Raw genomic sequence first — 7,557 nt, 5'->3', positions numbered from 1 at the left:
TCCCTGAAGCAGGGTCCCATCACACATCCATGTGCTCACTTCCTCATGCTGCGAAACTTTGTTTCGGTCATTCGTCACCTTTGTGCAAAAGAACTGTACTCACTTCGTTCGCACTCAGTAGCCTTTTGCACCTATCTTGCGCAAAGGAAACACACTCACTTCATTCACTGTCGGTCCCCCTTTGCACGATAATTCGATATTGCGAATGCTCCAATATCTGCTTAACTGTAAATGGATTAGGCTATTAGGAATAATAATCATGGGCCGTATTGAAAAAAAACAAGCTGGGGAATTTTGTTGGTCAGAGTTATGTAGCGCTGATTGGGCTGCTGGTAAATCGTTTTATACTCAATTATTTAACTGGCAAAGTGTTGATCAACCGATTGGTGAGGATTGTTTTTATACAATGCTACAAAAAGAAGGTGATGACGTCGCAGCCATGTACCAAATGATGCCGGAACAGAAAGAAGCACAAGTACCCAGTCATTGGTTGGGATATATTGCAGTGGATAATGTAGATGAGCTGGCTGAGCGGGCAAAGAACTTAGGTGCAGAAATTATTGCAGGTCCACATGATGTGCCTGAAGCTGGGAGGATGGTGTTACTACATGAGCCTGGAGGTGCTAATTTCGCACTATGGCAAGCTGGCGGCCATGAAGGGACTAAAAGGGAATTGGAAGCTGGTGTGCCTTATTGGTATGAGTTAGCTAGCCAAGATAGTGCAAAAAGTGAAGCGTTTTATAGCCAATTATTGGGTTGGCAGGCAACCCATCAAGCCATGGAAAATATGGAGTATGTTGTATTTAGCAGTGAAGGCAAGCCTGTAGCTGGTATGCTGGAAATGACAGATGAATGGCAGGGGTTACCACCACATTGGATGTTATACTTTGCGGTACTAGATTGCGACGAGACAGCTAAAAAAGCCTCAACACTTGGTGGGCAAGTATGTGTACCGCCAACCGATATTCCTGAGGTTGGACGCTTTTCAGTGATCACAGATCCACAAGGTGCTGTGTTCTCAGTGATGGCTTCATCTATGGATACAATAGATCCTTAGTACTGGGTGATGTTGTTAACTGGATGATTTCGCCATTGCAACTGGCAAATTCACTATTCAGTCTATCGATAAAAGCATTTAGCTCGCCATTGGCGAGCTTTTCTTTAATACTGAGATCTATTTTAGTGAGCAGCGGCAGGTGCTTTTTGTGTATGTAGTGGTGTACCTTAACACCTTGCCCTGGAAGGGTATACATATAGGCTTTTTGCAACCCAGAGTCACACAAGGAGCCGATACTAAAGTGATCGGTGGCCAAAAGTTGATGACTGTGGCTCTTGGCCAATGCTTGAAACGCTGAAATGGTATTTTGGACTGCATGGCAGTTGAGTGCAAAGCGTTCACAGAATTGCACAGATAATAGGCTCCCCTCGATTATAATCATGCCCTCATTACGATCAACTTGGCAAAACTGAGGTGCCAAACAAAAAACAGCAAGGCGTACCGTAGCAAGAGGGGTTGGTACGGGGATTAATGCGTCGAAGCGATGCATAGCACTTTCTACACGTCCGGCTTCTGCATCAAACTGACCTTGATTAACCCACTTTAGGCCTCGTTGAGAGGGCAAATAATGAAACTTTGGAGAAATATTTAAAGGTTGATAAATGGCGGTGAATATTTGTTCCACCTGCTTTTTACCTAAGTGAAAGGACATACTTTCACTGACATTGATATTGTATTCCTTGGCAGCCAACTGAAGAGTGAAAAAAATAGCCGCCAATGTTATCAAGAGCTTCACATTATTGGGTCCATTAAAGGCAGATATTTTAAGCCTAGCAGAACTCTAGCACTCTTGTATTTTACCTGAACACCATCTTGAATCTGTTTCTTTGCGCCCCAACAGTTAAAGCTTTAGGTTGATCTAAAATAATGGGAATAGAGAATGAATAAGCACGTTGTCATTACCGGTGCGAATCGAGGGATAGGATTAGAGCTTTGTCGTCAATACTCACAACAAGGCTATCATGTCACAGCAGTTGTAAGAAAGAGCTCTAGGGAGCTAGAAGCATTAGCTATTGATGTTATTCCAAACATTGATGTGAGCAGAGAGTCTGATGTCAATACATTCGCGCAGCAGATGCGGGGTCGTCAGATAGATATACTGATAAATAATGCGGGGATCTTTAGTAACGAAAGCCTGGCGGATATGAATTTTGACCGCATAGAAGCTCAATTCGCTGTCAATGCAGTCGCGCCAGTGCGGGTCACCCATGCCTTGCAATCTTCGCTAATTACTGGAGCAAAAGTTGCGATGGTAACGAGCCGAATGGGTTCTATTGCCGACAATGGTTCAGGTGCATACATCGGCTATAGAATGTCTAAAGCGGCGCTGAACGCCGCTGGTGTGAGCCTTGCTCATGAATTTAAACCTAGAGGTGTTGCTGTTGCACTGCTACACCCAGGTTTTGTGCAAACCGAGATGGTGAATTATGCTGGGGACATAGGGCCTGATGTGGCCGCAGAGCGTTTGATCAAACGCATTGATGAATTAAACTTATCAAATACCGGTACCTTTTGGCATTCAAGTGGTGACGAACTACCTTGGTAGTAAAGTTGCGCGTAAGGGGCTGTAAAACTCAGCCCTGAACGTGCAGGATTGTTCGGTTTTGGTTCATGGAATTATGCTACACTTGCAAAAAATGATTCTAGAGTACGAGCATGGAACTACAAGAAAATACCCCACTAATCTTACCTTTGTTTTTATTGAATGATGATATAGAGAGCCGTGATATTGAGAGTCCCGATATGCAACTTTCGGTGAATCTAACGGCAGATCTCCTAGCTAATTTATGTCAAAACCCTGCACCAGAGCAAAGTATTAGCATCCCGTTAGAGAGTTACGAATTAAAAGATATAGAAGCCAGTTATACCGTTTTAATGGCCAATGGCCATCAAGCGCAGCTGCTGTTAAATCATGGCCCTGTGTTAAGTGCCGTGCTTAGCCCGGCTGATGCAGAAGCGCTATTTGTATCACCACCTGTAGATATGATGCCGACCTTTGATCTTGGCCTCGACGAGGAAGAAGAAGACAATACTAACGAACAACCTGCAAACTAACCTCGGAGCCGTGCAATGCCGCAGAAGCGTTTTATCTGGCTGGTAAGTATATTCATATTTTTAAGTGGGTGTGCTGTACTAGGTGTCAGCCATTACGACGATTTATTTGGTCCTGAGCAGCCACAAGAACGATTGGTTTCTTACACGCAAGGTGGCGCGAAGTATTTGCAACAGGTAAAGCCAGTTCTAGATAACCGTTGTGTTGTATGCCATGGTTGCTATGACGCACCTTGTCAGCTCAAGCTAAGTTCCCCCCAAGGTATCGATAGAGGGTTGAGCAAGGCGCTCGTATATGACGGTACGCGTTTGCTGGCCGAGTCACCAACTAGGCTGCTATTTGACGCAACGACGACCTCACAATGGCGTGGAAAAGGCTTTACGCCAGTATTGAATGAGCGTGTGCAAACTGAATATGCAAACTTGCACGGTAGTGTGATGTATCAAAGCCTGTTGCTAAAGCAGCGCAACAGCTTTCCCGAACAAGCGATACTCGGCAAAGAGTTCGATTTTTCTTTGGATAGAACGCAAAGTTGTCCATCAATGGATGAGTATGACGCCTATGCCAAGGCAAACCCTCATGGTGGTATGCCTTATGGTCTCCCTGCACTTACAAATCATGAATTTGCTCAATTACAAAGTTGGCTTGAGCAAGGTGCTCATATGGGAGAAATTGCAGCACCATCAAAGGAAGTGCAACAACAAGTAGATAAATGGGAGCAATTTTTAAATCAAGCGGGCAACAAGCCTCAATTGGCGGCGCGTTATATTTATGAGCACTGGTATTTGGCAAATATATACTTTGTACAATATAGCCAAGAGACATTCTTTAAATTAGTCCGTTCTAAAACCCCACCAGGGCAACCGATTGAATTGATAGCTACTGTGCGTCCTTTTGATGATCCAAAAGTAACACGTGTCTACTATCGATTAATGCATGAACGCAGCACGATTTTGTCAAAAACACACCTGCCGTTGGCATTAGATGATAGAAAAATGAGCCGTTTATACAGTCAGTTTTTAGGCGGTGATTATGAAGTTAACGAATTACCGGGATATGCACCAAAGTTAGCTGCGAACCCATTCAAAACGTTTGCTGCTATTCCGGTCAAGTCCCGTTATCAGTTTATGCTTGATGAAGCTGAACTTATCGTAAAGGGCTTTATCAAAGGTCCTGTTTGCCGAGGGCAAATTGCACTAAATGTGATTAACGACCACTTTTGGGTAGCATTCGTAGACCCAGATAAAAATGCCAATCCAGCTGTAGAAGCGTTGTTGTTAGAGCATGATGATGATTTGCTGCTGCCAGCTGCTGAGCAGAGCAATGTACTTCCTTTGTCTAGTTGGGCTAAGTATGCAAAACACCAAAGTGATTATCTCAAAGCAAAAACAGAGCTATCTGACCAAATTTTTAACCATGGCGGTAAATTAGACTTAGATCTAATATGGCAAGGAGATGGTCATAACCCGAACGCGGCACTGACTATCTTTCGTCATTTCAACAGTGCAACTGTCGTCAAAGGGTTTGTGGGGCAACAGCCGAAGACGGCATGGGTACTGGACTATGCTCTGTTTGAACGGATCCATTACTTACTTGTTGCTGGCTTTGATGTATACGGTAATATTGGCCATCAGCTGATCACACGCTTATACATGGATTTTCTTCGCTTAGAGGGTGAACAAAACTATCTGAATTTATTGCCAAAAAGTCACCGGCAAGAGATTAAAAATTATTGGTATAGACAGTCACACTTGAGCCTGAGTGAATTTATCAATCGCAAGAGTTTACTGGGGGCCGAGAGTTTAATTGAGTATCAGACAAATGACCCGCAGTCAGAGCTTTACTTAAAAATGAGCGAACGACTGAGTGATGTGTTGCATCAAGAGTATGACTACCACGCGGTACCCGAACGGTTAAAACAGTTGAACCGATTGCCAATAGCCGCTGTTAAAACGTTACCGCAAGTGACATTTATTTTAGCCCGTAATGAACACGGGTCGCACCAAGCTTATACATTGCTGCGTCATAATGCGCATTTCAATATTTCTAGTCTGTTGAATGAATCTGGGCAACGTGCATATGAGGAAGATTACGTCACGGTGATCCCTGGGTTTGTTGGAGATTATCCAGAAGCCATTTGGTATTTGCCTAATCAAGCCCATGTAGAGGCGTTTACGACTGGCTTTGCGCAAGTTGTGGACGAAACGAGTTACCGAGCACTCAAAGCGCAGTTTGGTATTCGCAGAACACATCCGCAATTTTGGCAATACAGCGATCTACTCCATGATGTTGCAAGACGTTATCGAGGCGTAGAGTTCGGGTTGTTCGATTATAATCGTTTGGAAAACCGCTAAAACGCCTTAGGTGCTTTAGCGGGCCAATATATTTTATAACTTACTGGCGGCAGTAACAGCTGCCAGTAATACTTTTTCATCTAACCTAACTTTGTAGTTTGGGTTTGCATATTGAAACTGGACTAGACCTTTTTTGTCGATGACAAACACGGCCGGTACTGGCAGCGCAACACGGTCATTACCATCAAGGTCTACAAAGTTCACACCAAGCTTATTGCGATATGCTGTGGCTGTTTTGTTATCTAAGAAGTAGGCTAACCCTAAAGCTTGTGCATAAGCCATTTCGTTATCCGACAGCAGTAAATAGTTCGGCGATTCAATGGTGCTTTTCGCGAGAGCGTCAGGTGAGTCGGGTGAAATCGCAATTATCTGAGCGCCTAATGAGGCAATCTGTGACTCAATTGCTTGGATGCCTTTTAGTTGGCGTGTGCAGTATGGGCACCACCCACCGCGATAAACAACAACAATCGACGTTTTATTTTTATACAGTGTCTCTAAATCAACGGCCTTGCCTTGGCTATTTTTTAACGTAAGCGCTGGAGCTTGAAGACCTGGTAATAAAGGCGACACAGATTCAGGCGAGTTGCTGATGTTGGTGACAGTCGCCGCAGAAGCGAGTGGTGTAATCAAAATCAGGCAAATAATCAGTAAAATCGGCATGGGTTCCTCTGTATTAAGCATTAGTGAATGTTATTAGACAGGCAAAGTGACGAAATGCTTTCGCTCGGGTATGATATTACGCGTATCCTTTTTTATTTATCACCTCAAAGAGAGCAAATATGTCTGCAAATATCACCAAGCTAGTAGTGATGCTGGAAATGCAAAATGCGATGAATACCAAAGTGCATGAGCAATGGTTTAGTCAAGGCTTTGAATGGTATCGAGCGATATGGGTTGAATGTGCAGAGATGCTTGATCATTATGGCTGGAAATGGTGGAAAAAACAGACACCAGATACTGAACAAGTGATCTTGGAGCTTGTGGATATTTTTCATTTCGGACTGTCGCTGAGAATAGACGGCGAAACCTCATTTGAAGAATTAGCAAAGCAATTGGAGACTGAACTTGCTTCACCCAAGCAAGCAGAAGATTTTAAACAAACTTTAGAGCACTTGGCTGCAAGTGCGGTTGCAGATAAGGCATTTAGTGCAGCTGCTTTTGCTGGGTGTATGCAGCAAATTGGTATGTCGCTTGATGATCTGTACCGTGGTTATGTCGGTAAAAATACACTGAACTTCTTCCGCCAAGATCATGGCTATAAAGAAGGGACTTACATTAAAGTGTGGGACGAAAAAGAAGACAACGAACACTTAGTGGAAATTGTGAAAAGCCTAGACACAGAGCATCCAGACTTTGCAAAACAAGTCTATGCAGGCTTAGCAGCACGTTACCCTGCTTAAATAATAGGCAATAGTGTGCGGTAATCACTAATTGCGAGATAGTCAGTGATCTCTCTTGGAGCTTGTTGGCTATCTGGGTTCTCAATTGCCAACAAATGGCCAATGCCATATTGTTTTGCTGCTGCAAGCACACTCAGGCTGTCGTCTACAAACAAAGTTCGCGCTTTATCAAACTTTAAATCTGCTTGCACTTGCTGCCAAAGACTTTGGCTTTCTTTACTAACGCCATATTGGTGGGTTGAGATGACTTTGTCTAAATAGCCGTCAAACTGTGTGCCACTGAGTTGTGTGCGCTCTATTTTTAAGCTCAGGCTATCAGGATGGGCATTTGTGAGCAAAATTAGTTCTTTACCAGCTGCTTTAAGAGCTTGCAAAAATTCAGGTACATCCTCTCGCACAGAAATTAAATCTTGGATCTCTCTTTTTAGATCCATAATAGGTAGCTGTAATTGCGCTTGCCAGTAATCTAAGCAATACCATTCGATTTGCCCCATCACTGCATCATATCTCGCCAGAATATCTGCGCGGGCTTGTTCCAAGCTTATCCCTTGTTTCACCGCGTGTGCTTTAGGGATGATCTCTAACCAAAAATGATTATCAAAATAAAGATCTAGTAAGGTGCCGTCCATATCAAGTAGAACGGTGTCGATATTTGACCAATTTAGCATAGGCTTTTAACTTCAAAGGCTTTAT

General features: G+C 43.5%; 8 protein-coding genes. 5 read left to right on the top strand and 3 right to left on the bottom strand.

Annotated features, from left to right (window positions below; genetic code table 11):
* The first annotated feature begins 259 nt into the window (after positions 1 to 259).
* Positions 260 to 1,057 (top strand): VOC family protein, encoded by a 798-nt coding sequence (locus N475_RS03825; protein WP_063355820.1) that lies wholly within the window; start codon positions 260 to 262, stop codon positions 1,055 to 1,057.
* Here N475_RS03825 and N475_RS03820 read toward each other — a convergent pair.
* Complete coding sequence (locus N475_RS03820) at positions 1,035 to 1,793, bottom strand: hypothetical protein (RefSeq protein ID WP_063355819.1); 759 nt, start codon at positions 1,791 to 1,793, stop codon at positions 1,035 to 1,037. The genes N475_RS03825 and N475_RS03820 overlap by 23 nt on opposite strands.
* A 144-nt stretch (positions 1,794 to 1,937) precedes the next feature.
* On the opposite strand from N475_RS03820, the gene N475_RS03815 reads away from it, so the two are divergent.
* The 3 genes from N475_RS03815 to N475_RS03805 all read left to right on the top strand — a co-directional run bounded on the left by N475_RS03815 (position 1,938) and on the right by N475_RS03805 (position 5,464).
* A complete protein-coding gene (locus tag N475_RS03815) occupies positions 1,938 to 2,603 on the top strand; it encodes an SDR family oxidoreductase (RefSeq protein ID WP_063364708.1) in 666 nt (221 codons plus the stop codon).
* A gap of 110 nt (positions 2,604 to 2,713) precedes the next feature.
* Entirely contained in the window at positions 2,714 to 3,112 is a 399-nt protein-coding gene (locus tag N475_RS03810) for a hypothetical protein (RefSeq protein WP_063355817.1), read from the top strand.
* A gap of 15 nt (positions 3,113 to 3,127) precedes the next feature.
* A complete protein-coding gene (locus tag N475_RS03805) occupies positions 3,128 to 5,464 on the top strand; it encodes a fatty acid cis/trans isomerase (protein WP_063355816.1) in 2,337 nt (778 codons plus the stop codon).
* Between the two features lie 33 nt (positions 5,465 to 5,497).
* Here the strand turns inward: N475_RS03805 and N475_RS03800 are convergent, their stop codons facing one another.
* Positions 5,498 to 6,124 carry a peroxiredoxin-like family protein gene (locus N475_RS03800; RefSeq protein ID WP_063355815.1) on the bottom strand — a complete coding sequence of 209 codons (627 nt, stop codon included), beginning with the start codon at positions 6,122 to 6,124 and terminating at the stop codon, positions 5,498 to 5,500.
* 119 nt (positions 6,125 to 6,243) lie between these two features.
* Here N475_RS03800 and N475_RS03795 point away from each other — a divergent pair, with 119 nt between their 5' ends.
* Positions 6,244 to 6,864 carry a dUTP diphosphatase gene (locus N475_RS03795; RefSeq protein ID WP_063355814.1) on the top strand — a complete coding sequence of 207 codons (621 nt, stop codon included), beginning with the start codon at positions 6,244 to 6,246 and terminating at the stop codon, positions 6,862 to 6,864.
* Here the strand turns inward: N475_RS03795 and yrfG are convergent.
* A complete protein-coding gene (gene yrfG / locus N475_RS03790; RefSeq protein WP_063364707.1) occupies positions 6,861 to 7,532 on the bottom strand; it encodes a GMP/IMP nucleotidase in 672 nt (223 codons plus the stop codon). The two genes, N475_RS03795 and yrfG, sit on opposite strands and share 4 nt — an antisense overlap.
* Positions 7,533 to 7,557 lie beyond the last annotated feature (25 nt).

Source organism: Pseudoalteromonas luteoviolacea DSM 6061 (assembly GCF_001625655.1).
Taxonomy (GTDB): Bacteria; Pseudomonadota; Gammaproteobacteria; order Enterobacterales; family Alteromonadaceae; genus Pseudoalteromonas; species Pseudoalteromonas luteoviolacea.
The sequence above is the reverse complement of the archived record's forward strand: the minus strand, read 5'-3'. Positions and strand labels throughout refer to the sequence as shown.

Excerpts from the sequence above, each read along its gene's own strand:
- N475_RS03825 (WP_063355820.1), top strand. The coding sequence starts at position 260 with ATGGGCCGTATTGAAAAAAAACAAGCTGGGGAATTTTGTTGGTCAGAG.
- yrfG (WP_063364707.1), bottom strand. The coding sequence starts at position 7,532 with ATGCTAAATTGGTCAAATATCGACACCGTTCTACTTGATATGGACGGC.
- N475_RS03795 (WP_063355814.1), top strand. The coding sequence starts at position 6,244 with ATGTCTGCAAATATCACCAAGCTAGTAGTGATGCTGGAAATGCAAAAT.
- N475_RS03800 (WP_063355815.1), bottom strand. The coding sequence starts at position 6,124 with ATGCCGATTTTACTGATTATTTGCCTGATTTTGATTACACCACTCGCT.
- N475_RS03805 (WP_063355816.1), top strand. The coding sequence starts at position 3,128 with ATGCCGCAGAAGCGTTTTATCTGGCTGGTAAGTATATTCATATTTTTA.
- N475_RS03815 (WP_063364708.1), top strand. The coding sequence starts at position 1,938 with ATGAATAAGCACGTTGTCATTACCGGTGCGAATCGAGGGATAGGATTA.
- N475_RS03810 (WP_063355817.1), top strand. The coding sequence starts at position 2,714 with ATGGAACTACAAGAAAATACCCCACTAATCTTACCTTTGTTTTTATTG.